This window comes from Floridaenema flaviceps BLCC-F50, assembly GCF_041929275.2.
Lineage (GTDB): Bacteria > Cyanobacteriota > Cyanobacteriia > Cyanobacteriales > Aerosakkonemataceae > Floridanema > Floridanema flaviceps.
Genome location: NZ_JBHFNR020000003.1, coordinates 77,718 through 104,111, shown reverse-complemented (window position 1 = coordinate 104,111; position 26,394 = coordinate 77,718). Strand labels below are relative to the sequence as shown.

32 protein-coding genes and 1 pseudogene are annotated in these 26,394 nt (G+C 39.7%); 10 read left to right on the top strand and 23 right to left on the bottom strand.

Going from position 1 to position 26,394, the window contains the following annotated elements:
* Positions 1–10 precede the first annotated feature (10 nt).
* From ACE1CI_RS29600 to ACE1CI_RS29585, 4 genes are all read right to left on the bottom strand, one after another.
* Positions 11–325 carry a helix-turn-helix domain-containing transcriptional regulator gene (locus tag ACE1CI_RS29600; RefSeq protein ID WP_413264691.1) on the bottom strand — a complete coding sequence of 105 codons (315 nt, stop codon included), beginning with the start codon at positions 323–325 and terminating at the stop codon, positions 11–13.
* A 64-nt stretch (positions 326–389) separates the two neighbouring features.
* Positions 390–1,094 (bottom strand): NAD(P)H-dependent oxidoreductase, encoded by a 705-nt coding sequence (locus ACE1CI_RS29595; protein WP_413264692.1) that lies wholly within the window; start codon positions 1,092–1,094, stop codon positions 390–392.
* A gap of 124 nt (positions 1,095–1,218) precedes the next feature.
* Entirely contained in the window at positions 1,219–1,977 is a 759-nt protein-coding gene (locus ACE1CI_RS29590) for a peptidylprolyl isomerase (protein ID WP_413264693.1), read from the bottom strand.
* Between the two features lie 260 nt (positions 1,978–2,237).
* A complete protein-coding gene (locus tag ACE1CI_RS29585; protein ID WP_413264694.1) occupies positions 2,238–3,086 on the bottom strand; it encodes a retropepsin-like aspartic protease family protein in 849 nt (282 codons plus the stop codon).
* A gap of 191 nt (positions 3,087–3,277) precedes the next feature.
* Between ACE1CI_RS29585 and carA the strand changes: the two genes are divergently transcribed.
* The 5 genes from carA to ACE1CI_RS29560 all read left to right on the top strand — a co-directional run bounded on the left by carA (position 3,278) and on the right by ACE1CI_RS29560 (position 7,275).
* Complete coding sequence (carA, locus tag ACE1CI_RS29580) at positions 3,278–4,432, top strand: glutamine-hydrolyzing carbamoyl-phosphate synthase small subunit (protein WP_413264695.1); 1,155 nt, start codon at positions 3,278–3,280, stop codon at positions 4,430–4,432.
* A 289-nt stretch (positions 4,433–4,721) separates the two neighbouring features.
* The gene (locus tag ACE1CI_RS29575; protein WP_459564064.1) at positions 4,722–5,072 is read left to right on the top strand and encodes an STAS domain-containing protein; all 351 of its coding nucleotides are present in this window, start codon (positions 4,722–4,724) and stop codon (positions 5,070–5,072) included.
* A gap of 111 nt (positions 5,073–5,183) precedes the next feature.
* Positions 5,184–5,603, top strand: a complete 420-nt coding sequence (locus ACE1CI_RS29570) for a Mini-ribonuclease 3 (RefSeq protein ID WP_413264696.1) — start codon at positions 5,184–5,186, stop codon at positions 5,601–5,603.
* Between the two features lie 207 nt (positions 5,604–5,810).
* Complete coding sequence (gene rlmB, locus ACE1CI_RS29565) at positions 5,811–6,923, top strand: 23S rRNA (guanosine(2251)-2'-O)-methyltransferase RlmB (RefSeq protein ID WP_496615918.1); 1,113 nt, start codon at positions 5,811–5,813, stop codon at positions 6,921–6,923.
* A gap of 70 nt (positions 6,924–6,993) precedes the next feature.
* Positions 6,994–7,275 carry a DUF1816 domain-containing protein gene (locus ACE1CI_RS29560; protein ID WP_496615917.1) on the top strand — a complete coding sequence of 94 codons (282 nt, stop codon included), beginning with the start codon at positions 6,994–6,996 and terminating at the stop codon, positions 7,273–7,275.
* Between the two features lie 54 nt (positions 7,276–7,329).
* Here the strand turns inward: ACE1CI_RS29560 and ACE1CI_RS29555 are convergent, their stop codons facing one another.
* The 5 genes from ACE1CI_RS29555 to ACE1CI_RS29535 all read right to left on the bottom strand — a co-directional run bounded on the left by ACE1CI_RS29555 (position 7,330) and on the right by ACE1CI_RS29535 (position 10,381).
* Positions 7,330–8,268, bottom strand: coding sequence for an alpha/beta fold hydrolase (locus ACE1CI_RS29555; RefSeq protein WP_496615916.1), 939 nt, complete (start codon positions 8,266–8,268; stop codon positions 7,330–7,332).
* Positions 8,269–8,327: 59 nt separating this feature from the next.
* Entirely contained in the window at positions 8,328–9,059 is a 732-nt protein-coding gene (locus ACE1CI_RS29550; protein ID WP_413266655.1) for a DsbA family protein, read from the bottom strand.
* Positions 9,060–9,377: 318 nt separating this feature from the next.
* The gene (locus ACE1CI_RS29545; protein ID WP_413266656.1) at positions 9,378–9,665 is read right to left on the bottom strand and encodes a hypothetical protein; all 288 of its coding nucleotides are present in this window, start codon (positions 9,663–9,665) and stop codon (positions 9,378–9,380) included.
* Between the two features lie 129 nt (positions 9,666–9,794).
* The gene (locus ACE1CI_RS29540; RefSeq protein ID WP_413266657.1) at positions 9,795–10,142 is read right to left on the bottom strand and encodes a type II toxin-antitoxin system PemK/MazF family toxin; all 348 of its coding nucleotides are present in this window, start codon (positions 10,140–10,142) and stop codon (positions 9,795–9,797) included.
* The gene (locus tag ACE1CI_RS29535) at positions 10,139–10,381 is read right to left on the bottom strand and encodes a ribbon-helix-helix domain-containing protein (protein ID WP_413266658.1); all 243 of its coding nucleotides are present in this window, start codon (positions 10,379–10,381) and stop codon (positions 10,139–10,141) included. Before ACE1CI_RS29535 ends, ACE1CI_RS29540 begins: the two co-directional genes overlap by 4 nt.
* A gap of 122 nt (positions 10,382–10,503) precedes the next feature.
* Between ACE1CI_RS29535 and ACE1CI_RS29530 the strand changes: the two genes are divergently transcribed.
* Both ACE1CI_RS29530 and ACE1CI_RS29525 read left to right on the top strand, forming a co-directional pair.
* A complete protein-coding gene (locus tag ACE1CI_RS29530) occupies positions 10,504–10,704 on the top strand; it encodes a CdiA C-terminal domain-containing protein (protein WP_413266659.1) in 201 nt (66 codons plus the stop codon).
* Positions 10,688–10,930, top strand: a complete 243-nt coding sequence (locus ACE1CI_RS29525; protein ID WP_413266660.1) for a hypothetical protein — start codon at positions 10,688–10,690, stop codon at positions 10,928–10,930. Before ACE1CI_RS29530 ends, ACE1CI_RS29525 begins: the two co-directional genes overlap by 17 nt.
* 346 nt (positions 10,931–11,276) lie before the next feature.
* Here ACE1CI_RS29525 and ACE1CI_RS29520 read toward each other — a convergent pair whose 3' ends face one another.
* The 14 genes from ACE1CI_RS29520 to ACE1CI_RS29455 all read right to left on the bottom strand — a co-directional run bounded on the left by ACE1CI_RS29520 (position 11,277) and on the right by ACE1CI_RS29455 (position 20,573).
* Positions 11,277–12,164 (bottom strand): hypothetical protein, encoded by an 888-nt coding sequence (locus ACE1CI_RS29520; RefSeq protein WP_496615915.1) that lies wholly within the window; start codon positions 12,162–12,164, stop codon positions 11,277–11,279.
* A 53-nt stretch (positions 12,165–12,217) separates the two neighbouring features.
* Positions 12,218–12,379: a hypothetical protein gene (locus tag ACE1CI_RS29515; protein ID WP_413262918.1), complete on the bottom strand. Its 162-nt coding sequence runs from the start codon at positions 12,377–12,379 to the stop codon at positions 12,218–12,220.
* A gap of 49 nt (positions 12,380–12,428) precedes the next feature.
* Complete coding sequence (locus ACE1CI_RS29510) at positions 12,429–12,647, bottom strand: type II toxin-antitoxin system HicA family toxin (RefSeq protein ID WP_413262919.1); 219 nt, start codon at positions 12,645–12,647, stop codon at positions 12,429–12,431.
* A complete protein-coding gene (locus ACE1CI_RS29505; RefSeq protein WP_413262920.1) occupies positions 12,647–12,892 on the bottom strand; it encodes a type II toxin-antitoxin system HicB family antitoxin in 246 nt (81 codons plus the stop codon). The genes ACE1CI_RS29510 and ACE1CI_RS29505 overlap by 1 nt, the downstream gene beginning before the upstream one ends.
* A gap of 161 nt (positions 12,893–13,053) precedes the next feature.
* Complete coding sequence (locus ACE1CI_RS29500; protein WP_413262921.1) at positions 13,054–13,929, bottom strand: hypothetical protein; 876 nt, start codon at positions 13,927–13,929, stop codon at positions 13,054–13,056.
* A gap of 293 nt (positions 13,930–14,222) precedes the next feature.
* Entirely contained in the window at positions 14,223–15,146 is a 924-nt protein-coding gene (locus ACE1CI_RS29495; RefSeq protein WP_496615914.1) for a hypothetical protein, read from the bottom strand.
* A gap of 53 nt (positions 15,147–15,199) precedes the next feature.
* The gene (locus ACE1CI_RS29490) at positions 15,200–15,427 is read right to left on the bottom strand and encodes a hypothetical protein (protein ID WP_413262885.1); all 228 of its coding nucleotides are present in this window, start codon (positions 15,425–15,427) and stop codon (positions 15,200–15,202) included.
* Between the two features lie 34 nt (positions 15,428–15,461).
* Positions 15,462–15,905 (bottom strand): PIN domain-containing protein, encoded by a 444-nt coding sequence (locus ACE1CI_RS29485; protein ID WP_413262886.1) that lies wholly within the window; start codon positions 15,903–15,905, stop codon positions 15,462–15,464.
* Complete coding sequence (locus ACE1CI_RS29480; RefSeq protein ID WP_413262887.1) at positions 15,898–16,149, bottom strand: UPF0175 family protein; 252 nt, start codon at positions 16,147–16,149, stop codon at positions 15,898–15,900. The genes ACE1CI_RS29485 and ACE1CI_RS29480 overlap by 8 nt, the downstream gene beginning before the upstream one ends.
* Positions 16,150–16,218: 69 nt before the next feature.
* On the bottom strand, positions 16,219–16,344 hold the full coding sequence (locus ACE1CI_RS29475; protein ID WP_413262888.1) for a hypothetical protein: 126 nt from the start codon (positions 16,342–16,344) through the stop codon (positions 16,219–16,221).
* Between the two features lie 12 nt (positions 16,345–16,356).
* Positions 16,357–16,728, bottom strand: a complete 372-nt coding sequence (locus tag ACE1CI_RS29470) for a DUF2283 domain-containing protein (protein WP_413262889.1) — start codon at positions 16,726–16,728, stop codon at positions 16,357–16,359.
* A 4-nt stretch (positions 16,729–16,732) separates the two neighbouring features.
* On the bottom strand, positions 16,733–17,062 hold the full coding sequence (locus ACE1CI_RS29465) for a hypothetical protein (protein WP_413262890.1): 330 nt from the start codon (positions 17,060–17,062) through the stop codon (positions 16,733–16,735).
* 107 nt (positions 17,063–17,169) lie between these two features.
* Positions 17,170–17,307, bottom strand: coding sequence for a hypothetical protein (locus ACE1CI_RS29460; RefSeq protein WP_413262891.1), 138 nt, complete (start codon positions 17,305–17,307; stop codon positions 17,170–17,172).
* Positions 17,308–17,570: 263 nt separating this feature from the next.
* Positions 17,571–20,573 carry a WD40 domain-containing protein gene (locus ACE1CI_RS29455; protein ID WP_413262892.1) on the bottom strand — a complete coding sequence of 1,001 codons (3,003 nt, stop codon included), beginning with the start codon at positions 20,571–20,573 and terminating at the stop codon, positions 17,571–17,573.
* 273 nt (positions 20,574–20,846) lie between these two features.
* Here ACE1CI_RS29455 and gatA point away from each other — a divergent pair, with 273 nt between their 5' ends.
* The 3 genes and pseudogenes from gatA (at position 20,847) to ACE1CI_RS29440 (ending at position 26,388) form a co-directional block, all read left to right on the top strand.
* The gene (gene gatA / locus ACE1CI_RS29450) at positions 20,847–22,307 is read left to right on the top strand and encodes an Asp-tRNA(Asn)/Glu-tRNA(Gln) amidotransferase subunit GatA (RefSeq protein WP_413262893.1); all 1,461 of its coding nucleotides are present in this window, start codon (positions 20,847–20,849) and stop codon (positions 22,305–22,307) included.
* Between the two features lie 94 nt (positions 22,308–22,401).
* Positions 22,402–25,017 (top strand): annotated as a pseudogene (locus ACE1CI_RS29445) (DNA polymerase III subunit alpha); the annotation flags it as partial.
* Entirely contained in the window at positions 25,012–26,388 is a 1,377-nt protein-coding gene (locus ACE1CI_RS29440; protein WP_496615971.1) for a helix-hairpin-helix domain-containing protein, read from the top strand. The pseudogene ACE1CI_RS29445 and the gene ACE1CI_RS29440, both read left to right, overlap by 6 nt.
* The last annotated feature ends 6 nt before the right edge of the window (positions 26,389–26,394 follow it).

The window sequence follows — 26,394 nt, the reverse complement described above, 5'->3', positions numbered from 1 at the left end:
TGCAATATTTTTATTGATTAATCTCTTTTACGGTGACAGCTAACCGCAATCCCAGCGAATCCAACAGAGCTACTAAAGTGTAAATTTCAGTACATCCTGTTTCTGATAATATTTTATCAAGTTTTGCATAGTGTTCTTTAGCTCGATCGGAAAGCTCATTCATCTGTAAACGAGCATCTACCACATCTTTGAGTGTCAGACGTAATAGTTCCGGGTCTTTTTCTTCTAATTCCAAAGCAACCTCAATATTGCTAGATGCTCTTTCGGGGTCTTGAAGGGATTTTATCAAGTAGTCTCGATAGTTTCTAGTGGTTGGTATTTTCATCAGCAAAAAGCTTGTTCCATAAAAAATTCCCAGTCCCCAGTCCCCAGTCCCCAGTCCCCAAAAATTATTTACTTTTCAATTGAAAGCGATCGTCATAATCACTCAAAGACGGATAAAATATTGGTTCGGTTTCTGCAATTTTTAACAATCTATCTTGATAAGCATTTAAGTAAGCTTGGCGTTTTTCTTCATCGGCATGAGCCACCGCCCAAGCAATAAAAGGTGGCAATACATCAAAACCAACAAATCTGAGAATTCCGTGATGAATCGGAAAAAGGATTTCGTTAATATTACCATTAATGCCGATCGCAGTATACATATTTTCCGGCCCTCCAGTAGTTAAGGAGAGCATCGCCTTTTTCCCTTGAAAAACCCCGTTATCATACCATTTACCACCACCGTAAATTTTGCCCAGTGCAAAAGTGCGATCGACCCATCCCTTAAGAATCGCAGGTAAAGAAAACCACCACAAAGGAAACTGCATGATTAATAAATCGCACCATTCTAATTTTTCCATTTCCGCCTGAATATCAGGAGCAAAGCCGTTAACTTCAGTAGCGTACATTTCTTCTATTTGTTGTTTGAAGTAATCCGGGTTTTTCTGGGAAGTGAAATTGCGGCGATCGGAAACTGGATCAAAATTCATCGCATAAAGGTCAGAAATTATTACTTCATGACCTGCGGTTTCTAACACTTGTTTAGCATGACGAGTTAAAGTACCATTAAAACTTTCGGGTTCTGCGTGGGCATGGACAATAAATACTTTCATGATTTTTGCAAAAATTCTATATTTTAAAAGTAACTTATCTATCCCTAACATTTAACTGGCTGTAGAGACGTTTCATGAAACGTCTCTACTCAAAATCAAGAAACGCCTCTACTCAAAATCGAGATTAACTAACTTGCAACTTCACATTCAGCTTTTGCAGTCTTTCCCCTAACCAACGTTCAAACAACTCATTTTGTAATGCTTGTCTTACTTGGAAATCTTCTAAAGAACTAGGTAAAAACTGCTCAACACGAAACAAACCCCAACGTCCTTCCACTTGTAAAGGCCCTAAAATAGTCCCAGTTTCAGCCTTCTTTACCTCACTCAGGAGAGGTTCTGGTAAAGTTCCTATACTGATAGCGCCCATCATACCATTAGCTAAACGCTCTTCAGTCAAAGAATTTTCTCGCGCCACTTGTTCAAAAGTATCACCTGTTTCAATTTGCTCGCGCAGTTCTTCCGCAATATCGGGATTATCAACAATAATGCGCGACAAAACCACACGGTCTAGAAAAATTTTGCGCTCATTGTAATAATTTTGCAAGTGGGATGAAGTGATTTCCATCTTCAGTTTGTCTAGTTTAAAATTAAAAGCAAACTGATTATGAAAAGTCGGGTAATCTATACCCTTACTATTTAGCCATTCTTGAAAACGCTTAGGATCGGTCAATTGACTTTGAATGCGAAAATCAATTATTGCCTGTTCCACAAGTGCATTTTGAATTTGAGGATCTCCCTGCTTTAGTTGTTCTTGCTCGATAATGTGCTGTCGCAGAATATCCCCGATAAAAATCCCAAGTTTTCCACAACTTTGCAGATATCGCAAAGCTTGTTCTAAAAAAATGGGCTGGTCATCAACTATAAGAAATGATTGGGAAGTCATGAATTAGCCAGATTTTACACAATTAATTTGCTTGCCCTTATTAATTTTATGGCTGTTGTGACCATCTGCTACTTCGGTAGCGCCAGAAGGCAAAAGGGGGAAGTTGTGAGTTGTGAGTTGTGAGTTTTGAGTTTTGAGTTGGGGAGAAAGTTTTGAATTTTGAGTTTTAAATTCACCTTGTCCCCTTGTCCCCCAGTCCCCTTGTCCCCTTGTCCCCCAGTCCCCTTGTCCTCCAGTCCCCTTGTCCCCTTGTCTCCTTGTCACCGCACCCGGAATTCGACCATATTATTTTTGATGGTCATATCATAGCGGGAAAAAAAGTCTTGTCCCAATAATCCCATCTCCAATCCTGGTGGAATCCCTACAGGGACATTTTTCAGGGAAGCACCAGCCACTTGTATTGCATCCAGACAGCCGACACCAATTAAAGCACCACCAGCAGCAGTACTCACCTTTGCCACTGCGAAAGTTTCTACCTTTAATCTGGCTGCCATCTCTTGAGTAATGGCTGTACCACTAGCCCCTGTGTCCAACATCATCTCAAAAGTCTGCTTAATATTGCCGTTAGTCAGGGTGACATCTATTACTAAAGTGCCAAATTCACGCCGTTTAATTGGTACGCGAATTACTGTACCAGAGGGCGCATTAGTGCTGACTTTTGTAGTACACTTACTTTCCAAAGAAACTTGCTTGGCTCTGGGGTCTGCTTGTTTAGCTGCGTAATCAGCTGGCTCTTGGTATTCTTTGAGTTTGGTTTGGGCTTTGGCATAATTGGGGCTGGAAGCTGGTACTGCTTTGAGCAGTTGCATTACGTTTTGCCATTGACTATGAACTAATTTCCAATCTTCGCGGGATTGGGCAGATTCACTTATACTTTTAGCACGGCCTGCTTTGGCGATCGCTTCCTCATAACTATCCTCTACTACTACTTGCTCCTGCTTCTGCTTCACCACCTCAGTTTTTGGTTTCGCAACCGTTGCATTTACTTTAGACTCAACTTTAACCACCGGGCTTTGAGTAGCACGATCGCTACTACAAGCCATACTCAGAAGTGCTATCATTCCCGAAAGTAAGATTAACAGCCCCCGATCGCGAGAAACTTTTTCCATAAAAAACTTTAATAGCCATACTCTACTCTGCACCTAATTTAACCTTGCCCCCAGGCAGAAAAATCGAAATTTAAACTTTTATAAACAAAAAAGGGAATGTAATCAAATCCCAACATTAATCAAAAGAAAAACCGCACAACTCTCAGAGGTCGTGTAAGATCAACATCGCTACGAATCAAAGACAGGAAACTATGGCACTTTTAGATGCTCAACCAGCGCTGCTTGTTTTAGCAGATGGCACAACTTTTCGGGGGTGGTCATTCGGTGCGCCAGGAACGACTATTGGAGAAGTAGTGTTTAACACTGGCATCACTGGATATCAAGAAGTATTAACTGACCCTAGTTATTGCGGTCAAATTGTGCTTTTTACTTATCCTGAACTAGGTAACACGGGTATTAATCCCGAAGACGAAGAATCAGAACGTCCTCAAGTTCGAGGCGCTATTGCCCGGAATATCTGCATCCGTCCTAGCAATTGGCGCTCTACCCAATCTTTACCTGATTATTTGAAACAATACAATATTCCGGCAATTTATGGCATTGATACTCGCGCCTTAACCCGGAAAATTCGCGAGTTTGGGGCAATGAACGGGGGAATTTCTACCGAAATCCTCGATCCTTCTGAGTTACTTGCTAAAGTAAAAGCGGCTCCGAGTATGGCTGGATTAAATTTAGTTAAAAATGTCACTACTAAGAAGGTTTACGAGTGGTCTGAACCTACTAACCCTGTTTGGGAATTTAAACCAGTAGAAAAAGCTGAGGAATCTTTTACGGTTGTGGCGCTTGACTTCGGTGTGAAAAAGAATATTCTTCGCCGTTTAGCAAGTTATGGTTGTCGGGTAATTGTGGTTCCGGCAGATACACCGCCAGAGGAGATTTTAAAATATAATCCAGACGGTATCTTCCTTTCTAATGGCCCTGGCGATCCAGCGGCAAATATTGAGGGAATTGAAACTACCAAGGCTTTACTGAAGGCTGAAAAACCTGTGTTTGGTATTTGTATGGGACACCAAATTTTAGGTCTTTCTTTGGGTGGCGATACTTATAAACTCAAGTTTGGTCATCGGGGTTTAAATCAACCTGCTGGTTTAACGGGAAAAATTGAGATTACTAGTCAAAATCATAGTTTTGCGATCGATCCAGACACAATTCCCGATACAGATGTAGAAATTACTCATCTTAATTTGAACGATCGCACCGTCGCAGGCTTACGCCACAAATCTCTACCATTATTCTCTGTACAGTATCACCCAGAAGCCAGTCCCGGCCCCCATGACGCTGATTACCTCTTTGAACAGTTCGTCCAATCAATGCGCCAAAATCGCCAATTAGGGGTTGGGGGTTAGGGGTTAGGGAGATGGGGGGACAAGGGGACAAGGGGACAAGGGGACAAGGGGATAAGGGGATGGGGGGAATTTCCTTAATTTACATCAACAACTCTCCCCAGTCCCCAGTCCGCAATCCCCAGTCCCCAATCCCCAATCCCCAGTCCCCAGTCCCCAGTCCCCAGTCCCCAGTCCCCAATCTCAGAAATCCCTCCTTAAATACCTAGACAAAATCCTAGAAACTATATATACTGGAGCCTCTAGTGAAGGACTATGGAGCTAGGAGGGAACTATTGCTGAGGCACTGAACTTGACTGTGAGCCTAAGAGGCACAAGAGATGTCAAGGAAAATTACCAGTTATTTCGTCTGACAGGCTTATTAGATGCGTTTTCGGAACCGAACTTTCGGAAAGCGATAATTGGCTTTATCCAACAAGACGGGCCAAAAAATATCATTTTGGATCTTTCCCAAATCGATTTTCTCGATAGTTCTGGTTTGGGTGCTTTGGTGCAAATAGCCAAGGAAGCTCAAAATAACAACGGCAGTCTACAGATTGTCCCTAACCCCCGTGTAACCCAAACAGTTAAGCTAGTACGTTTAGAAAAGTTTCTATCTTTGCAATCATCGGTAGAAGCTGCCCTAGAAAACCTCAAAAAATAAGCTGGCAAGACAAAATATTGCTCATGCTATCCGGTGGATTTCTGGATAGCAAATTTGTTGTGCAAAATTTTAATGGTTCCCCATGAGTATTTATGGTAAAATTCACAAGCGATGTTTCATCAGCCGCTCTCAGATATAACTTATTCGTTGACAGAGGTTAATCAACTTTCTCCTGTAGCTTTGGCATATATAGGAGATGCAGTTTTTGAGCTATATGTTCGGAGTCGTTATCTTTTCCCTGCTAAAAGGATAGACAATTATCATCGGCAGGTGGTGTTTCAAGTGAGAGCAGAGAGTCAGGTAAGGCATTTGCGATCGCTCCAACCCCATCTCACAGAAGCGGAGAGCGAAATTTTGCGGCGTGGTAGAAATGCTGCTGGTGGAGGGCCAAGGCGAGTATCGCCAAAAATCTATCAAGAAGCTAGTAGCCTAGAAACTTTGATTGGATATCTTTATCTCACAGATTCTCAGCGTTTAGCTCAGCTGTTAGCCAAATTAGACTTAGATTTCCCTCAAGGGGAAGAGTCTTAAATAAAACTCAAGACAGCTGAAACTACCAAATTGGACTATGTACATTAAAATCAGACACCTGATCGAAAAGTAGATAGGCAATTGGTGATTAGTCAAAGAGTTGATGAGTAGCAGTCTGCTATCTGCTATTTCCCTGCTACACAAGAGACTACTTCATTAATCACCTATTGCCTATACCTAGAAGTAACTGAAATTCCTCACAAAATAATGAGTAAAAATTACCGCCCAGAAAATCCAGGTCAGCCCAAGCGCAGTAGACCTCTCAAAGGCAGGTTAAACCGACCAACGGTAAAACCAATTCGGAAGATAAATAGTAACGTTCCCTTACCGGAATTGCGAAATGAATCGAGGAGTGAATCTGGCAATGAATCTGGCAATAAACCAGGTAATGAACCGCGACGGGAACCGCGACGGGAACCGCGACGGGAACCTCGGAAGGAACTGCGACGAGAACCTCGAAAGATAATCCGACAGGTAACTACTCGACAGGAACCGCAACAGGTAAATCATGAGGTCAATGCAGAATCGGAAGATATTGATATGATTTATGGTCGTCAGTCGGTGTTAGCCGCTTTGACGAATCAGCGTTCTCTGAATCGAATTTGGATTTTGCCCCATCTGCGTTACGATCCCCGTTTTCATACATTGTTAACTCAAGCTAAGGCAAATGGTACGGTAATTGATGAAGTAGAAGCAAAACGTTTAGATTACATTACTCACAGAGCGAATCATCAAGGAATTGCCGCACAGGTTGCGCCTTATGAGTATGTGGAATTAGCAGATTTGATTTCAATAGCTAAAAGTGTTTCGGAACAACCAGTAATTGTGGTTTTGGATAGCGTCACCGATCCCCATAATTTAGGTGCAATTATTCGCACATCAGAAGCGTTGGGAGTTCATGGTTTGGTGATCCCGCAACGACGTGCGGTAGGGATCACGTCAACTGTGATTAAAGTAGCTTCAGGGGCTTTGGAAAATATACCAGTTGCTAGGGTGGTGAATTTGCGATCGGCCTTAGAAGAATTAAAAGCGGCTGGTTTTTGGATTTATGGAACCGAAGCTAATACTAATCAAGCTTTGCATACTGTTCAGTTTACTGGCCCAATAGTTTTGGTGGTTGGTTCTGAGGGGGAAGGTCTGAGTTTGTTAACTCAACGTTGCTGCGATTTTCTCGTGTCTATTCCTTTAGGAGGAAAAACGCCGAGTTTAAATGCTTCAGTTGCGGCAGGAATGGCACTTTACGAGATTTTTCGCCAACGTTGGTCAACTACACTACACCTAGATAAGTTAAAAAAAGATACTTTGAGAAAAGAAAGGTAACAGAGTATAAAGAAATTTAAACAGAAAAGCTCAATAGACGGCATAGCATTCTAGAGGACAGGTTGAGGTCATGAAAGAAGTTTTGCTCAGCATTCTAAATTTCTTCGGTTTGGCTTGGTGGATCGAAATTATTACTCAAAAACCCCACTGTACTTACTATTTCGGCCCTTTTCTCACAGCTAAGGAAGCGCTAACGGCTAAGACTGGCTATTTAGAAGATTTAGAAATGGAAGGGGCGTTGGGTTTTCATGTGTTTATCCAACGCTGTAAGCCAAACAAACTGACTGTAGAAGAAGATTTGGGGGAGAGAATTGACCGCAAGGTTTCACCAGCTTTTAGCGGTCAGTTTTAGGACAGGGGAAGGCAGAAGGCGGAAGAAAGTTTTGAGTTTTGAATTTTGAGTTAATTAACTTCCCCTTGTCCCCTTGTCCCCCCATCTCCCCATCTCCCCATCTCCCCATCTCCCCATCTCCCCATCTCCCCATCTCCCCATCTCCCCACCTCCGACTACTTGGGGACGATCGGCAATCCAGCGATCGATATCTTGAAGTACCTGTTCTGGGATTTCCCAAGGGAAAAGATGGGCGGTGTTGGGATAACATTGCCACTGTGAGTTTTTGAGATGCTGTGCTGTTTCTAAACTGGATTCTGGGGTGATGTGGCGATCGGCTGATCCAGCCAATACCAAAGCCGGACATTGAATTTGTGAGAGGTCTTCGAGTCGGTTATAACCTGTTCTAATCGCTGTAGTTAAGGCGCGTGTAGCAGCTGATGATGTTCGCAAGTAGGCTACAACTGCTTCTGTTGCAATAAAGTTGTAAGTGGCTGGAGTGTGTTGTTGAATCAGGTAACGAAACAGGGATTTTTTGCCAAAGGTTTCAATATTCCATTGCCAACCCGGTTGTAATTGATTTACGATCGCCGCTAATCCAGTGTAAAGGTTATCCTGCCAACTAATGGGTGGATGACTACCACGCGGGCGGGCAGCGGTGGCAATTAAAATTAATCCGCTGACTTTTTCCGGGTTTCGCAGTGCTAATTCTAAAGCAAGAATTCCTCCTAACGACCACCCCAGTACTAGGCAACGCTGAATCTTTAAGCGGTCTAGAAGGTTCTCTAAGTCGCTTAAATGGTCTTGCATGACAAAATTGCCCTCGCAACGACTTTGACCGTATCCGCGCAAGTCAGGGGCGATGGTTTGAAAGCGTTGGGAAAGGTGTTTGGTAAAAACGGACATACTGTTACTAGAACCAGGATGCCCATGTAAGCAAAGAATGGGAAATCCTTTGCCCTGAATGTTAACGTTGAGTTGCATTTTTATTGTTTGTCCTTTGTCATTTGTCATTAGTCATTTGTTAGTAATTTTGTTTAATGACCGATGACTAATAACTAAAACAGGATTAATTATTTAACACGGGCTAAAACATCTTCCACGTCTGATAATTGTACTGCGCCGGAAAATGTTGCGCCATTGAGCACAAAAAATGGTGTGCCGGAAATGCCAACGCTTTCCCCTAAAATCATATCCTCGGTGATGGATTTTTCGGCGATTTGGCGATCGCTATTAAACTTCTCCAAATCCAGATTTAGATTTTTGGCAGTCTCTAAATATAACTCTTCACCAAGTTTATTTTGCTGAGTAAATAGGGCATCATGATATTGCCAAAATTTACCTTGTTGTCCAGCTGCCCAAGCTGCTTTTGCTGCTGGTAAAGCTTCTGGATGAATGCTAGATAAAGGGAAATGTTTGTAAACTAAAGTGACTTCATCCTGATGTTTTGCCATGAAGTCTTTAATTGTTTTATGTGCTTGGGCACAGTAGGGACATTGAAAGTCAGAAAATTCTACTAAAATAATCTTTTTTGCAGGCGAACCCGTCATCGGAGATTGACCAATTATAGCATCGGGATTGGTTTTCATTTGTTGCACAAATGCTTGTTGTGCCTGCACTAATTGATTTTGAATTTTCTGTTGGTATGCTTGTACAGATTCAACTATTGCTTCTGGATGTTGGCGGATAATTTGTAAAACTTGTTCTTCTAATTGTGGGGAAATTCTAGTAGCGGCTTGGGCGGGTGATGTCCAAAGGAAGAATGTGAAAGTGAGTAGCAAGAGAAAGACTCGGATTATCGGCATAATTTACCTCATGAGATGGTGAGATGCTGATGTTTTTATTGTAAGTGGGATCTGCGCTAGGCGCACGCTACGCGATCGCATTTTTTAGGATCGCAAAATCATTTCCTAACAAAAAGCGATCGCATTTTTTAGCTGTATTGCGATCGCATAACCAAAAACAACGCGATCGCATTTTTTAGCTGTATTGCGATCGCATAACCAAAAACAGCCCAATCGCACTTTTTCCCATCAGCACAAAAAAGAGCGAGCGCTTTTTCTAAACTTAGTTGAAAAAAGCGCTCGCCCCAAAACAAAAATTAGTAAATGAAACCATCAAATTTATCCCCCATTTTCTTCTTTACCAAAGAAAGTTTCTAAAATCCGCTGGCTTTCAATTCTCAATACTTTAATCTCTGCCATCATTTTTTCAATATTGCGTTGCCTTGCCTCAAAGTTAAGTTGGCTTTCTTCAATATGGTGCTGACTTTGACTTAACTCAAATTTAGATTGGCTTGCTTCAGGATTAAGTTGATTAACTTTGGCTCTTTGTAATAACGAGTTTACTCTTGAAAGCAGTTCAGCTATTGTTGCTGAATCAGTCTCAATTCTGTCTGGTTTTTCAGTCATGATAATTCAGTTTTTTGTTGTCTGTTTTCCCATTTTGCCACAAAAAGAAATGACTAGCGATCGCCTTTTCTAAACTTAGCTGAAAAAAGCGATAGGCAAAAGAATACGCTATGCGATCGCAGTTTTTTCCTATAATCCCAAAAGAATGCGTAGTCTTTCTTCTACCATATTCATTGTTGTTGCAGAAACTATACCCAACTTTTGAGAAAGCCTTTCTACACTAATTGAGCGTACATCTTCACATTTAATAAAACTTTTTTGTATTAGTCCTCCTTCAGGAGGATTAATCTCAACATGAAAAGGAATTCCTTTGTCTTTTGAAGTAATTGGTAAAACCACTGCTAAACCAGATGCACCTTGATTGAATAGGTCTACAGATACGACTAAACAGGGGCGTTTACCCGCCTGTTCTCGGCCTTTGGTAGGATTTAAATCAACGAGCCATATATCGCCGCGAGATGGTTTAATTGAAGTCATTCTAATCCATCAGTTAAAGTTACATCCCAGGCTTCTCTTTCTTCTATTTCGTTAGCCCACGCTTCTGGATTATTGCGTAAAGCGGCGTAAGCATTGTTTGCTTCTTCCAAAAACTTTTGTCTTCGGTATTGTTCGATCGCTTTGTCAAGAATTTCTTGGATTGATTCTCCAGAACGTGCAGCCATTTCTTGCAGGGTTTTGTAAGATGTGCTGCCGATCGCAACTGTACAGCTTTCCATCAGGCTACCTTATTTATTTTTTTACAAAATAGCAAATTAAAAATCATTTTAGCACATTTTTATAATGATTCTTTAATTTGTTTGTCTCAAGCGATCGCATTTAATTTTAGCTTTAACCTTGTGTGGCTGTAGCTAAGAAACGCGCTCCTAATGTGGCTTACCATATAGATAAAGATGTTGATATTGGAGATATTAATAGAGGGATTGCTAGAGCTATGGTTTGGGATACAGAAAGGCTGTTGCAAAAAATAGCTTTGGTTTTTAATGATGGTAGAATTCAGGTTTTAACTAGGGAGGAATTGGATAATGGAGAAAAATTTTAATAGTATTAAACAAAGGATCGAATTGGGTATCAGAAATAATATTCCTGTGGAATCAAAGTTAATTATGCTTGGAGAAATTGTTTATGCAACCGAACGGGAAGATTTAACTCCGAAAGAAGCACGGGAATTGGAAGTTTTGCTAAATTTAGAAGAATCTATAGGGGATTATAAAATTATTAGAGAACTAGCAATTTTTGGGGAGTTAGTTTCAGTAGAAACTGTTTAGCGATCGCATAAATAACAGAACATAGTCCGATCGCATAACCAAAAACAACCCAATTGCACTTTTTCCCACCAACACAAAAAAAACGATATGCAAGAGAGCACGCTACGCGACCGCCTTTTCTAAACTTAGCTGAAAAAAGCGATATGCAAGAGAGCACGCTACGCGAACGCATTTTTTGCTGGTAGTGCGATCGCATAACCAAAAACAGCCCATCACACTTTTTCCCATAAGCACAAAAAAGAGCGATCGCCTAACTCAAAATAGTTCGCTCCCACTTGCCAAAGAAACCCAGTTTTTCTAGAAAACCAAGTTTCTGAAAAGGTTATTAAGAAAATCATTCTTAATTCTATCTGCTAAACCTAGCCAATAATTCATCACGGGATAATTGCAACAGCAACAAGGTAAACTCTTCTGGTGGTAACTCTAACAAAGGAGCAACTATTGATTGTAGTTCCTCATCTAATACTCCAAAACGAACTCTGAGCAAGTTTTCTACAACAATGCTTTCACCTTGTTGAATACCTTGTTGTGTAGCCTCATCTAACCTCTCTAAATAAAGCGGTGATAATTCCATAATTAACTCCCTGTCTTCTGCATCTAAATTTTGATTTGTTTCGAGAATGACGCGCAGATTATACAATAACTCTAGCGCATTTGCTCGTAATGAGTTATCTTTTGGTAGTGCTGTCAATTCATTAATTGCTTTTTTTTGGACTGTTCCCTTACCCAAAATTCTCAGCCAGAGTGTTTCTGGAGTAGCTGGTAACTGATGAATGGCTACGATCGCAGTTTTCAACCCCTCTCCTAGTAAATAAACTCCAGCAAGCCAGTTTTCGCCATCAGAAATTGCTCTAAATTCATCTAATAAAAGTGGTGATGCTGTAGGAGTCAGAATCCATAATCTTGGTAATTCAGCTTCGTTAATCCGCGTATTTTCTCTTTTTCTTTGACGTTCTAATTCTGCATGAACGTCAAATAATTTGCTCAGACAACTGCGAATTTGGCTGGCGGTGACTGGATTGCGAAATGGTTCAATAATGGCGGGAGTAGTAGCAATCTTACCTAATAATCCCAAGGTTTGTGCGGTGCTTGTTTGTGTTGATGTTGGGGTAAACAAAACATCGATTTCTCGGACTTCTCCGGCTACGTTGCGGCTAGTTTCTACTTGTCCTAATGGTGTTAATAATTCTTTGAGGTATTCTTTGGCAAATTGATCGTGGGGAAAACGAGTCATTAGGGATTTTCATACTCTATGTATTAATTATATTATTTGATGGCTCATCTATTTCAGTTAATGATATTAATCAGGGCGATCGCATAAATAACAGAACATAGTGCGATCGCATAACCAAAAACAACCCAATCGCACTCTTTCCCACCAACACAAAAAAGAACGATCGCATTTTTTGCTGGCGATCGCATATCGTAGGAATTAGCGATCGCCAGCAAAATTTTTCCGCCTTGGATTCGGATTTTCGGTAAAATTTACTCTTATTATTTAAAGCTGTTCCCAATCTTCGCGATCGATTTTAGCTTGTCGCAATATTCTGGCTAAAAAATTGGTACTGATGTCACCTTCATGAGGATTTGGGATTGTGATTCGCTGGGTATTTTTTAACATGAATTGGTGTTTTTTACCAGAATAGGGGCCAACAAATCCCAACTGTCTCAAATAATAAATTAAATCCTGGCGTTTAATCGGGCCTAAAGGTGGCATCAGGCGGCTTCCTTGCTAATAGTTAGATCGATTCCATCAATTACGGGTAAGGGAAGGTTTAGGGTAAGGCTGAGTAATATCCAATCTTCCAAAACTTCCTGCAATTCTTCTCGACAGGCATCAAGAGATGCAGCATTGGCGTAGACTCCTTCACAGATGGGAATTTCTCCATAGAAAGTGCCATCATCGGGGAAAATTTCATATTTTGCTTGCCGCAGCGCCGCTTGGATGTATTTAGTTAACATTTCTATTTTTGGCGTGGATAAGTCTAGTTTCTTCGATTATAAGGTTTGGCGATCGCAGTTTACTTTGTTAATTGAAAAGTTCGATCGCACTTGCTAAAGAAACCCAGTTTTTCTAAAAAACCGAGTTTCTGAAAAGGTTATTAAGAAAATCATTCTTAATTCTATCTGCTAAACCTAGCCAATAATTCATCACGGGATAATTGCAACAGTAACAAAGTAAACTCTTCTGGTGGTAACTTTAACAATGGAGTAACTATTGACTGTAGTTTCTCATCTATTACACCAAAACGAGACCTGAGCAAGTTTTCTACAACAATGCGCTGTCCTTCGAGTAAAGCTGCATCTAAACGTTCTAAATAAAGTGGTGATAATTCCATAATTAACTCCCTATCTTCTGTATCTAAACTTTGATTTGCTTCTAAAGTAACGCGCAGGTTATATAGTAACTCTAGCGCATTTCCTCGCAATGGGTTATCTTGGGAAAGTTCGGCGAGGTCATTAATAGCTTGTGTTTGGACTTTTCCCTTACCTAAAATTCGTAGCCAAAGCGTTTCTCTGGTGCGAGGTAATTGGTGAATGGCTACGATCGCAGTTTTGAGATTTTCTGGTAGTAAATAAACTCCTTGCACCCAGTTTTCAACATCAACACTTGCTCCAAAACTATCTAATAACAGTGGTGATGCTGTAGGGGAAAGAATCCATAATTTTGGTAATTCAGCTTCGTTAAGCCGCGTATTTTCTCTTTTTGCTTGACGTTCTATATCTGCATGAATATCAAATAATTTGCTCATGCAACTGCGAATTTGATTGGCGGTGACTGGATTACGAAATGGTTCAATAATGGCGGGAGTAGTAGCAATCTTACCTAATAATCCCAAGGTTTGTGCGGCGCTGGTTTGTGTTGATGATGGGGTAAACAAAACATCGATTTCTCGGACTTCTCCGGCTACATTGCGGCTAGTTTCTACTTGTCCTAATGGTGTTAATAATTCTTTGAGGTATTCTTTGGCAAATTGATCGTGGGGAAAGCGAGTCATTAGGGATTTTTATATACTCTATGTATTAATTATATTATTTGGTGGTTCATCTATTTCAGTTAATCAAATTAATGGAGGCGATCGCATAACCAAAAACAACCCAATGGCACTTTTCCCACCAACACAAAAAAGAACGATATGCAAGAGAGCACGCTACGCGAACGCCTTTTCTAAACTTAGCTGAAAAAAGCGATCGCCTAACTCAAAACAGTTCGATCGCACTTGCTAAAGAAACCCAGTTTTTCTAGAAAACCAAGTTTCTGAAAAGGTTATTAAGAAAATCATTCTTAATTCTATCTGCTAAACCTAGCCAATAATTCATCACGGGATAATTGCAACAGCAACAAGGTAAACTCTTCTGGTGGTAACTCTAACAAAGGAGCAACTATTGACTGTAGTTCCTCATCTAATACTCCAAAACGAACTCTGAGCAAGTTTTCTACAACAATGCTTTCACCTTGTTGTATTCCTTGTTGTATTCCTCGTTGAATACCTTGTTGAATACCTTGTTGTGTAGCCTCATCTAACCTCTCTAAATAAAGTGGTGATAATTCCATAATTAACTCCCTGTCTTCTGCATCTAAATTTTGATTTGTCTCTAAAATAACGCGCAGATTATACAGTAACTCTAGCGCATTTGCTCGTAATGGGTTATCTTTTGGTAGTGCTGTCAATTCATTAATTGCTTTTTTTTGGACTGTTCCCTTACCCAAAATTCTCAGCCAGAGTGTTTCTGGAGTAGCTGGTAACTGATGAATGGCTACGATCGCAGTTTTCAACCCCTCTCCTAGTAAATAAACTCCAGCAAGCCAGTTTTCGCCATCAGAAATTGCTCTAAATTCATCTAATAAAAGTGGTGATGCTGTAGGAGTCAGAATCCATAATCTTGGTAATTCAGCTTCGTTAATCCGCGTATTTTCTCTTTTTCTTTGACGTTCTAATTCTGCATGAACGTCAAATAATTTGCTCAGACAACTGCGAATTTGGCTGGCGGTGACTGGATTGCGAAATGGTTCAATAATGGCGGGAGTAGTAGCAATCTTACCTAATAATCCCAAGGTTTGTGCGGTGCTTGTTTGTGTTGATGTTGGGGTAAACAAAACATCGATTTCTCGGACTTCTCCGGCTACGTTGCGGCTAGTTTCTACTTGTCCTAATGGTGTTAATAATTCTTTGAGGTATTCTTTGGCAAATTGATCGTGGGGAAAACGAGTCATTAGGGATTTTCATACTCTATGTATTAATTATATTATTTGATGGCTCATCTATTTCAGTTAATGATATTAATCAGGGCGATCGCATAAATAACAGAACATAGTGCGATCGCATAACCAAAAACAACCCAATCGCACTCTTTCCCACCAACACAAAAAGAACGATATGCAAGAGAGCACGCTACGCGAACGCCTTTTCTAAACTTAGCTGAAAAAAGCGATCGCATTTTTTGCTGGTAGTGCGATCGCACCTGATAGAAATAGTTATAAAGTTCACTCTCCACATAATCTCAAAATATCATTAACAATTTTGTCATTTTACCACATTCCTTGACTTTGAAGCATGGCAATAATTGGAGCGACAGCAGGAATATAACCGACTTGTTTTGCTTTGACTAAAATGCCAAGAGTGCCAGTGTATTTCAATTTATATAAATCAGCAATTCGACGTGCTAATCTATCATCAAAAACTAACAAACTATCAGGTATTTCCAAGCCAACAGCCAAAACTTCTGCCTCACCTTGTCCTAAATCAATTACAGCGGGTACAAGAACAGCTGAAGTAACAGGACGAATTTCAATCCATGCCATTGAATTGATTTCAGGTACATTAACTCCTTGCTCTTTACCAACTTCTAATTCTTGGGTTACGGCAGGAGGAACTGTAATTTTGTCGTACAATTGTTGAAGTAATTGTAGCTGTCCTACTTGATGAAGGTAGAGCAATGGTGATGTGTTAACAATGACTGTAGTTTCAGGCATTATGTACATCTCGCTCTAATTCTTCTGTGGTTAAGGAAAAGGGCGATACCTGATATTTTCCTAGTAAAAGAAGGAATTGTACTCGTGACATTCCGGCTAACTGTGCCGCACGTCCTGATGATAATTTGCCGAGTTCAAATAATTTGACTGCGGCTAATATTTGCAGTTCTCTGGCAATTGTTTCGGGTGTTTCTTTAAGGCTGATTAATACTTCTTCGGGAATTTGGAGTTGAACTGTACTCATGTTTAATAATTGAGTAGGAGATATCGATAATTGTAGCGTAAAAAATGGAAGCAATATGCCTAATTCACATTAAGCGATCGCATTTTTTGCTAGTAGTCCGATCGCATAACCAAAAACAGCCCAATCGCACTTTTCCCACCAACACAAAAAAGAGCGATCGCCTTTCCTAAACTTAGCCGAAAAAAGCGATCGCATTTAATTTTAGCTTTAACCTTCAATCCCAACAGGTATTGATTGTACGGATACGATCGGAATTGTTTCAACGAGCGACAGCGTGTAAGCTGAAAGATGTAAATATTTGCTGACTGGTTCGTTGAGCAATATATCAAAGACAATTTCTTGCATTTCCCTTGATAGTTGAGCTAATCCTGCGATCGGGAAACTGCGGATTCCCATTTCTGTTTTTTGACTTAATACGGAGTATTCAAAAATATTTATACTTATTGCTTTTCGTTGGGATTTATTAATGCGTAACAAAATATGTTCTGTCAATTCTATGCCCGTTGCTTCCACCCCTGATTCAAAGGAGATGGTGAGAGTGTCGCTGATTTCATCATATTTTATATTTGGGTTGCTCATACAATTAACCAATGAATTTTTGATAGGCTGTCACAATATAGTTATTTGGTACTGGTTGACCGTCTTTACCTTGAGTATATCGACAGAGAACGATTGCAACAATATGGGTATTGCCTGGTTCTAAATCTTCAAAAGCCATTATATAGCGATATTTTTGTGGGTTTAATGAATCTTGGGTACGACGACCTGAACGAATCGTTTGCTCAAGATATTCTTCACAATCTGCCATTTCTGGATGATTTTCTGGGTCGATGATGTGTGACCATCGTTCCTCACTCAAATATATATTATTTCCATAGCGATCGCGAACTATCCAGCGTTTCTCAACCTCCATAATATTTGTTTTTTGCAGTTAAAAACTTTATAAATTAGATGAATTATATCATAAAAATCATTAAATGAATAAATTTAGTGGCGATCGCATTTTTAAGGAGCGCAAAATCATTTCTTAACAAAAAGCGATCGCATTTTTTTCTGGTAGTCCGATCGCATAACCAAAAACAACCCGATCGCACTTTTCCCATCAGCACAAAAAAGAGCGATCGCCTTTTCTAAACTTAGTCGAAAAAGCGATCGCATTTTTTGCTAGTAGTCCGATCGCATAACCAAAAACAACCCAATCGCACTTTTCCCATCAATACAAAAAGAGCGATCGCCTTTTCCAAACTTAGCTGAAAAAAGCGATACGCAAGAGAGCACGCTACGCGAACGCCTTTTTTGCTGGTAGCGTGATCGCATATCGTAGGAATTGCCCATCATAAGCAAACTTTTCCAAGTTTTGATTCAAATTTTTGTCAAAATCTGTTAAATTCCATTAAAGCTATTCACCCTCATTGCGATAATTAATAATTTGTGTTTGTTTGCTTTTTTTGATTACCTGATTTTAATGCTCGCGGGGCTTGGGCTAATCGTTCTAATCTAACAGCTTTAATTGCATCAATTGTCAATTCTTCGCCATTAAAAATAACAGTGCGAGATGGTTTATCTCCTTGCTTTCTCAAGTACTCAGTGATATTCATCCAGAACATTTTACCGTCACTGTCTCGAATGACAATATATACAGGATAACGTTGAGACAACCAATACTCTATATGTCGCTCATTCTTTATGTAGAACTTAAGAACTCCTTTTTTGTCAGGTTTTAAGTAAGAGTCTCCTGATTTTAACTGTATATAAATACGTTCACCTGAAGCCTCTCGCTTGTTGTTTTTGAATTCAATCTCAAGGTCAATTCCCCAGTCATCATTAGTTATTGGGCGCGGTATTTGTCCTGCTTTGCCAACTAAAGTAAACATTTCCCCTTCGAGAATTATTCTCTTGCTTGCATTATCAAGGCTTTGATCAATCTGCTCATCTAATTTATGAACCTTTGCTTGAAACTCGTCGTTTTTACCAAAGGTTTCTTCTATTAGATCTATTAGCGGAATATCAGCGTAGCAGAATTGACAAGGAATAGTAGTTCGTCCTTGTTCAAGGTGAAATTTCACCGCTTTTCTACTTTCTACCTCGTTATGACATTCTAAGCATCTATAAATACGCTCTCTCTCAACTTTGCCATCCAATGCTTTGCGCTTTAGATGTTCATGAACATATTTTAAAAATAAAATTTTTGTGGGTTCTGGAACATCAGCACCAAAAAATACAGTGAGTAAACCAGTACCCTCGTCAATTTCTTTTAGAATAAAGCCACATCTACTTGATGTATCTGTTAAGCCAAAGGGTAGAAATATAGCAGCATTTTTCCAGAGAGGTTCCATATTAAACGCTTCACTGTAATAGAGACGAACAACAAGTGTTGCGTAAGCATTCAAAATGGCACCTTCAAACCTGTATGTAACAAGAATTCCATCTGGTTCTGGATGCTCAGGTAGCTCTCGATTGAATTGCGAAGGAAAGATAAGTTTGCCTTCATCAAGAATAGCTAATTCTTTTGTAATAAACAATTCAACAGTCGATTGAAGAATGATTTGCTCATCATCTTGATTAATACGTTTAAGAGAACCAAAATCAAACTTACCCTCTCGTGCTATTTTCGCCTCTAAAAAACCAAGACCATCAGGTTGTCTTCGAGCAGCACTTGCCATCGCTGAAGCATAATTATCTAGAAGTTCAGATTGTAGTAGGACATAATTACCAAAAGATAAAACTCTCACTAGATCATGTGCTTCTACCTGCTTAATAGCAGTCGTGAATTCTTCCTCATCAAAACTTGCTTTTGATAAAATTTGAAAATGTTGTCTTAATTCCTTTATTGTTTTAAGAATTTGATTGTTTTGCTTCTGATTGACAACAAAATCTTTCATATTCTTGAACAAAGGCTGAGATACATTTTGAGGTAAATTCTCCCAATTGATCGCTTTTTCAACTTGCTTGAGTAAATCTTTTATCCCCTCTCCAGTTTTAGCGGAGGTAAAGAAAGCCCCTTGAAAACCTGCCTCGGCTGCATAAGTCTGCATCCGTTCAAGAGTGACTGTTGGTGTACAAACGTCCGTTTTAGCTGCAACAAGATATTTAACTAAATGATCGCTACCTTTTGCTTGTTGTAGTGCTTTATTCCAAAATGAAACTCCACGAAACGGATCATTAGGATCTGAAGCATCTACCAGAACTAGTGCTACGTCTGTCTGATCAAGTGACAGTTGATGAATTAATCGAAATTCTGGTTGTCCAGCTAAGTCCCAAATTAGAGTTTCACGAGTTTCTTTAAGACCCTCTTTTGAAGTATGAGGTTTTACAGATAAATTTAGAACTCGGCGACCATGTGTTGCATCTGTTGCTTTAAACTGTTCTCCTACTAAAACCATACCAAGTGAACTTTTGCCTACAGTTTGATCTCCAACCAATACGATTTTTGCATTTCGATATCGAACTGATTCCGATTGTATATATTTATTGAATAAAGCATCAATATTTACATTCCAGATAAAAATCTCTTGATCTTGATTACCTATAGTTGCTAAGAGCGATGAATTTGGACAAAATTGTATTTCCCGATCGGACAAACCTATTGTAGGTTCCTCCAATACCGCCACTGTATCCCAAGTATCAGTACGCCAAAACCTTACTCTTCCATCTTCAGCTTTAGAGGCTAAAAGACGACCATCAAATGAGAAGGAAACACTTGTTACGTCTGTTACGTGGCCTTCCAATTGATTTGTTATTATGCCTTCTTTTAAGATCAAGATTACAGAACTATTTCCAAGAGCAACCAAACTGCCACAGGGAGAAACTGCCATGCTTGCAATGGATTCATTAGTCTTGATTTTTTTGATATCCATTAGTTCACCTGTTTTTACATCCCAAATCCCAATCATTTTGAGAGATGAAGAAGCTAAGGTTTGGCTATGCGAAAACCAAACTATATTCGGGCTTTTAAGATGAAAAAATCCCCATTCCAATACCTTTTGGCACTTTCCAGTCTTCATATCCCACAGTCGGATAGTTTCATCGCGAGAACTAGACGCAAGAGTTCTGCCATCTGGCGACCACGATACTTTCCAAACCCAGTCGTTATGACCTTTTAATTGCTTGCGGCGCTTTCCCGTTTTGATATTCCAAAGCCAAATAGTCGTATCACCACAACCTGATGCGAGCATTGTTCCGTCTGGAGACCAAGAGATGCTGCTAATTTGGCTTGATGGCCCTCGGAGTGTCCAAATCACCTTTCCATTCGCTACATCACAAACCTGAACCGTGTTATTGCTTGTGGCGATCGCAATCATCTGTCCGTCAGGCGACCAAGCTATGTCATTGATAAAGCCCTGTTGCTCATGAAATCTTTGAAGCAGCGTAAATCCAAAAGGAATTGTTCTCTGTTCCTTAGTTTTTTTTGATTTTTCAGCCATGCTGGTTCTAAAAACAATTTACGGTGATTTGAAGAGGTTACTTGCGTCGATTTTACATGGTCTGTCCAATACTGGCTTGTTGCGGTCATCGCTAGATGCCACAAAACTTTACATTTAATTGCTTAAAAGTAGATATTTAAACGTTACAATAGCGTGTTCATCTGCCCAGCATAAGCTTCTGAGAATTGCATCAGTGATAATCAGGGTAATTTTCAATGGATGAAGAAACATATACTTATAGATCTGGGCAATCAGATAAAAAGAGGTCGCTGCATGGCATCCATCCGCGAGTTGCACCAACAACTCATCAGCAAAGAACGTTCGGCTGTAGAAATAACAAAGGAAGCTTTGGAACGCATCGAGGCGGTAGAACCGAAAGTGCGTAGTTTTTTGTGCGTTACAGCAGATAAGGCTTTAGAACAGGCTAAGGCGGTAGACGCAAAAATTGCAGCTGGTGAAGAAATTGGGCTGCTGGCAGGAATTCCTATTGCCATTAAGGACAATATGTGTACTAAAGGAATTCCCACAACTTGCGGCTCAAAAATTTTGCAAGGTTTTATTCCTCCCTACGAGTCAACCGTAACCCAAAAGTTGGCGGAAACTGGGGCGGTGATGGTGGGTAAGGCGAACATGGATGAGTTCGCAATGGGTAGTTCTACGGAAACTTCGGCTTATCAAGTTACAGCTAACCCTTGGGATTTGGAAAGGGTTCCCGGTGGATCTTCGGGGGGTTCGGCTGCGGCTGTGGCGGCTGACGAGGCTGTGGTGTCTTTGGGTTCGGATACGGGGGGATCGATTCGGTTGCCTGCGTCTTTCTGCGGTATTGTGGGGATGAAGCCGACTTATGGTTTGGTTTCCCGTTTCGGTTTGGTGGCTTATGGTTCTTCTTTGGATCAAATTGGGCCTTTTGGACGATCGGTAGAAGATATAGCTATTTTACTCGGTGCGATCGCAGGTTACGATCCCAAAGATTCCACTAGTTTAAATGTGAAAATCCCCAACTATGCTAAATCTTTGAAACCGAATTTCAAAACTAGGGGTGTTCTGAGAGTTGGCGTAATTTCGGAAACTTTTGGTCGAGGTTTAGATCAAAGTGTGGAAAAAGCTGTGACTAAAGCGATCGAAGTTTTGCAAGAGTTAGGTGCAGAAATTCATGTAATCTCTTGTCCCCGATTCCAATATGGTTTACCAGCATATTACATCATTGCTCCTTCGGAAGCTTCGGCAAATTTAGCCCGTTACGATGGAGTGAAATATGGTATACGCGATGAAGAGGCTAATAATCTTTTATCTATGTATACTAAGACTCGTGCTGCTGGATTTGGGCCGGAAGTAAAGCGGCGGATTATGTTAGGAACTTATGCTTTATCAGCAGGTTACTATGATGCCTATTATTTGAAGGCGCAAAAAGTCCGCACTTTGATTAAAAAAGACTTCGATAGTGCTTTTGAAAAGGTGGATATTTTAGTTTCTCCTACTGCGCCAACAACGGCTTTTAAAGTAGGTGATAAAACTGCCGATCCTTTGAGTATGTACTTAACAGATTTGATGACAATTCCAGTTAATTTGGCTGGTTTACCTGGGTTGAGTATTCCTTGCGGTTTTGATGAACAAGGTTTACCAATTGGAATGCAATTGATCGGCAGAGTATTGCAAGAGGAATTGTTGCTGCAAGTGGCTTATGCTTACGAACAAGCAACTACTTGGAATCAACATAAACCTAATTTGGATTAATAAGGGACTGGGGACTAGGGACTGGGAAATTCCCAATTCCTAATTCCTCACCAATTACCAATTACCAACTACCGATTACCAATTACCAAGAATTATGTCTTTTGTTGGTTTACACACACACAGCGATTACAGTTTACTTGATGGCGCAAGTCAAATTCCTGAATTGATCGATCGCGTTATAGAATTGGGAATGCCTGCGATCGCACTTACGGATCATGGTGTAATGTATGGTGCGATCGAATTAATTAAAGTTTGCCGCAATAAGAACGTAAAGCCGATCGTCGGTAACGAAATGTACGTGGTAGAAGGCGACATCGAAAAACAAGAAAAACGTCGCCGCAAATATCACCAAATTGTCTTAGCTAAAGACACCCAAGGCTACAAAAACCTAGTTAAATTAACTACTATTTCCCACCTGCAAGGCGTTCAAGGAAAAGGTATTTTTTCCCGTCCTTGTATTAACAGAGAATTATTAGAAAAATATCACGAAGGGTTAATTGTTACTAGTGGTTGTCGTGCGGGTCAAGTTCCGCAATTAATTTTACAAAACAAATTAAAAGAAGCCAGAGAATGCGCTAAATGGTATCAAGGAGTCTTTAAAGATGATTATTATTTAGAAATTCAAGATCACGGTTATTTAGAAGACAGAATTGTTAATGTTGAAATCGTTAAAATTTCCCAAGAATTAGGCATAAAAGTTGTCGCAACAAATGATTCTCATTTTACAGGTTGTTCCGATGTCGAAGCACACGACGCTTTATTATGTATTAATACAGGTCAGAAATTAATAGAAGAACAAAGAATGCGCTATAGCGGGACAGAATATTTAAAATCCCCTGACGAAATGGCGCAATTGTTTCGCGATCATTTGCCCGATGAAGTGATTAAACAGGCAATTGAAAACACTATAGAAGTAGCAAATAAAGTAAAAAAATATGAAATATTTAACGAACCAAGATTACCTGATTATCCAGTTCCTCCCGATCATACAGCTAGTACTTATTTAGAAAAACTGGCTAGGGAAGGATTGCAAGAAAGATGCGATCGCAATTATGCCGACATCGAACAAGCATATAAAGAACGCTTGGAATATGAATTAAAAATGATCGAACAGATGGGATTTTCCACTTACTTTTTAGTAGTGGGAGATTACATCAGATTCGCTAGAGATAAAGGGATTCCAGTAGGTCCGGGAAGAGGTTCGGCGGCGGGTTCTTTGGTTGCTTATGCTTTAAAAATTACTAATATCGATCCTGTACATCACGGGCTTTTATTTGAGCGCTTCTTAAATCCAGAACGGAAATCAATGCCAGATATTGATACCGACTTTTGTATTGAAAGAAGGCAAGAAGTAATTGATTATGTTACGGAAAAATACGGCAAAGAAAGGGTAGCGCAAATTATTACTTTTAACCGATTGACTTCTAAAGCGGTGTTAAAAGATGTCGCTAGAGTGTTGGATATTCCCTACAAAGAAGCGGATGAAATGGCAAAATTAATTCCGGTTGTGCGGGGAAAACCAACTAAGTTAAAGGTGATGATTTCTGATGATACTCCTGCCAAAGAGTTTAAAGAAAAATATGATAATGATGAAAATGTCCGGCGTTGGATTGATATGGCAATGCGGATTGAAGGTACTAACAAAACCTTTGGTGTTCACGCGGCGGGTGTGGTAATTTCTGCTCAACCTTTGGATGAAGTTGTACCTTTACAAAGAAATAATGACGGTTCAGTTATTACTCAGTATTTCATGGAAGATTTGGAATCGCTGGGTTTGTTAAAAATGGACTTTTTGGGTTTGAAAAACCTCACGATTATTCAAAATACCTTAGATTTAATTAAGAAAAATCGCGGCTTTGCAGTTAATCCTGATGATATTACCTGTGAGGAAAGAAAGGCGTTTAAAATCTTAGGCAAAGGTGAATTAAAAAAACGACCGCAAGAGGTAGAAAAAACCTATAAAGTTTTAGAAAAAGGGCATTTGGAAGGGGTATTTCAATTAGAATCTTCGGGGATGCTTGATGTGGTGCAAAAGTTGAAACCTTCGAGTATAGAAGATATTTCTTCAATTTTAGCGTTATATCGACCGGGGCCGTTAGATGCGGGGTTGATTCCTAAATTTATCGATCGCAAACACGGCAAAGAAGAAATTAACTACGAACATCCATTGCTAGAACCCATACTTCAAGAAACTTATGCAGTCTTAGTATATCAAGAACAAATCATGAAAATGGCGCAAGATTTGGCAGGATATACTTTAGGTCAAGCCGATTTATTGAGGCGGGCAATGGGCAAAAAGAAAGCTGAAGAAATGCAGAAACAGCGCGAAACTTTTATTGATGGTTCAACTAAAAATGGTGTTAATAGAAGAATAGCAGAACAATTATTCGATCAAATGGTTTTGTTCGCTGAATATTGTTTAAGCTATGACACAGAGATCATGACTGTGGAATATGGTGTAATGGCGATCGGTAAAATTGTTGAAGAAGGAATCGACTGCACAGTTTATAGTGTTGATAGTAATGGATTTGTCTATACTCAACCGATCGCTCAATTTCATAACCGAGGACAACAAGAACTTTTTGAATATTCCTTAGAAGATGGTTCAATTATTCGAGCAACAAAAGACCATAAATTTATGACTACTGATGGTCAAATGTTGCCAATTGATGAAATTTTCGCCAAAGGGTTAGATTTAAAGCGAATAGAACAGATAATAGTTAAAATTGTTAGTCGTAAATCATTAGGAACTCAACCTGTCTACGATATCGGCGTTGAACGCGATCATAACTTTATTTTGACAAATGGCTTAGTCGCTTCTAATTGCTTCAATAAATCCCATTCTACAGCCTACGCTTACGTCACTTACCAAACCGCTTATTTAAAAGCAAATTTCACAGTAGAATACATGGCTGCATTGCTAACAGCTAACAGTGGCGATCAAGATAAAGTCCAAAAATATATTGCTAACTGTCAGGAATTAAACATTAAAGTAGAAGGGCCAGATATTAACCGATCAGACATGAATTTTACACCTTCAGATGGCAAAATTTTGTTTGGTTTGTCGGCAATCAAAAATGTGGGTGAAAATGCCATTAAAAATATTTTGGAAGTGAGGAAACAGGGAGGGGAGTTTAAGGATTTGGCGGATTTTTGCGATCGCATTAACCTACACAGCGTCAACAGTCGCGCCTTAGAAGCCTTAATTAAATGTGGTGCATTAGATTGTTTAAACCAAAACCGTCAACAACTCATTGAACATTTACCTTTTGTCATCAGTTGGGCACAAAAAAGTAAAGGAGTTTCCGATCAACCAACTTTATTTCCCTTAGAAAGTGTCAGAAGTCCCGCACCAAAACCACCACAAATAAATGATTTTGACCCCAAAGAAAAGCTACAATTTGAAAAAGAATTGCTAGGCTTTTATGTTTCTGCTCATCCCTTAAAATTTATTGAAAAATTAGCTCCTAAATTAGGCTTAAATCCTTCTCCCATTACCCTTAATCAATTAGCAGAAAACCGGGGAAAAAATGTCCATGTCATTGTCATGATTACCGAAATTAAAAGAGTGGTAACAAAAAAAGGTGACCCAATGGCAATTCTGCAAATAGAAGATTTAACTGGCAAATATGAAGCAGTTGTTTTTAGCAAAACTTATGACAAAGTTAACGCTGATTTGGTAACAGATGTGCCATTAATTTTCAAAGGTAAAGTAGACACAGAAAAAGAACAACTTCAGTTAATTGTTTATGAAGCAAAATTAGTTCCAGCTGATACACTGGCGACTTTAGAAGAAACTGCTACAACAGAAATCGAAGAATCAGAAGTTATGGTAGTTTTGGAACTAACACCGCAGCAAATAGAGGAACAGCAACTACTCGAAAATCTCAGAGCAAATTTACAAGAATGTAGGGGTGACGCTGACGCGAAAATTCCGGTAATCGCAATTGTTATGAATCAAAATCAGCGTCAAGCTGTGCGCTTTGGTAAAGAATATTGGGTACAGGATTACGAATATGCTGTTTCTCGGCTCAAAAATGCCAAATTTAATGCTAGACTCTACTCCCCAATTAACTTTTGAAAATGA